The following is a 1,211-nucleotide window of genomic DNA, read 5'->3' on the forward strand; positions in this document are numbered from 1 at the left end:
GGAAGGTCTGCAAAACCTTCCTGCCAGACTGCCGGGATGGGACAATAGCGACATGAAGCAGATGAGTCTGGAGGCGCCGATGTATACGGGCTTTGAGCTGCGCGCCAAGCGCACCCGCAAGCGTGCGTTTTTGGAGCAGATGGACCGTGTGGTGCCGTGGGCAGAGTTGGTCGCACTCATCGAGCCGTATGCGCCGAAGGCGGGTCCCAAGGGTGGGCGGCCACCCTTTGCGGTAGAGAAGCTGCTGAGGATTCATTTTTTGCAGCAGTGGTTTGGTCTGTCGGACCCGGCGGTGGAGGAAGCCTTGTACGACACGCCGCTGCTGGCGAGCTTTGTTGGTCTGGACCTGGGGGTGGATGTCGTGCCGGATGAGAGCACCATCCTGCGCTTTCGCCACCTGCTGGAGCAACACGGCCTGAGCCAGCGTATCCTCGAGACGGTCAATCGCATCCTGACCGAGCGTGGCCTCATGCTCAAGAGCGGCACCATCGTGGATGCCACGCTCATTGCTGCTCCCAGCTCGACCAAGAACGCCCGCCGTGAGCGCGACCCTGAGATGCACCAGACGAAGAAGGGCAACCAGTGGTACTTCGGCATGAAAGCGCACGTTGGGGTCGACGCCGAGACAGGGCTGGTACACACGGTGGTGGCCACCGCTGCCAACGTCTCGGATGTGACGCAGGCGCATCGGCTCTTGCACGGGCAAGAGACCGACGTCTTTGCCGATGCGGGCTATCAGGGAGTGGACAAGCGAGCGGAAAACCAGGGCAAGCAAGTCGCTTGGCACGTGGCCATGCGGCCGGGCAAGCGCCGGGCATTGGACAAGCGCACTTTTCTTGGCCAGGTGATGGATGCCTTGGAACGCACCAAGGCGCGCATTCGTGCCAAGGGTGAGCATCCGTTTCGGGTACTCAAATGCCAGTTTGGCTACCGCAAGACGCCCTATCGAGGCTTGGCCAAGAACGGCGCGCAGCTCAACGTCCTGTTTGCGCTGGTCAATCTGTGGCTGGTGCGCAAAGCGTTGTTGGGTGCAACAGGATAAGTGCGCCCGCAGTGGGCTCACTGGGGCCGGATGAGGCTGCAGAGGGCCCACGAAGGGGCTTGCTGGAGCCAAAAGACGGCTCAGCATCTGCTTCGATCCCGTCATGTGAAACGATATTGACCCTCAACTCGTCGCCACGAACGAGTGGGCGGGGTAGTGCAGAGGTTCC

General features: G+C 61.6%; 1 protein-coding gene. It reads left to right on the forward strand.

The window, feature by feature from the left end:
- The first annotated feature begins 52 nt into the window (after nucleotides 1-52).
- Nucleotides 53-1,042: an IS5 family transposase gene (locus DFR43_RS13565; RefSeq protein WP_133599594.1), complete on the forward strand. Its 990-nt coding sequence runs from the start codon at nucleotides 53-55 to the stop codon at nucleotides 1,040-1,042.
- The last annotated feature ends 169 nt before the right edge of the window (nucleotides 1,043-1,211 follow it).

The sequence above is a fragment of the Tepidicella xavieri genome, from assembly GCF_004363315.1.
GTDB lineage: Bacteria > Pseudomonadota > Gammaproteobacteria > Burkholderiales > Burkholderiaceae_C > Tepidicella > Tepidicella xavieri.

Bases quoted from the DNA above. Each gene is read 5' to 3' on its own strand.
- DFR43_RS13565 (WP_133599594.1), top strand. From the start codon at position 53: ATGAAGCAGATGAGTCTGGAGGCGCCGATGTATACGGGCTTTGAGCTG.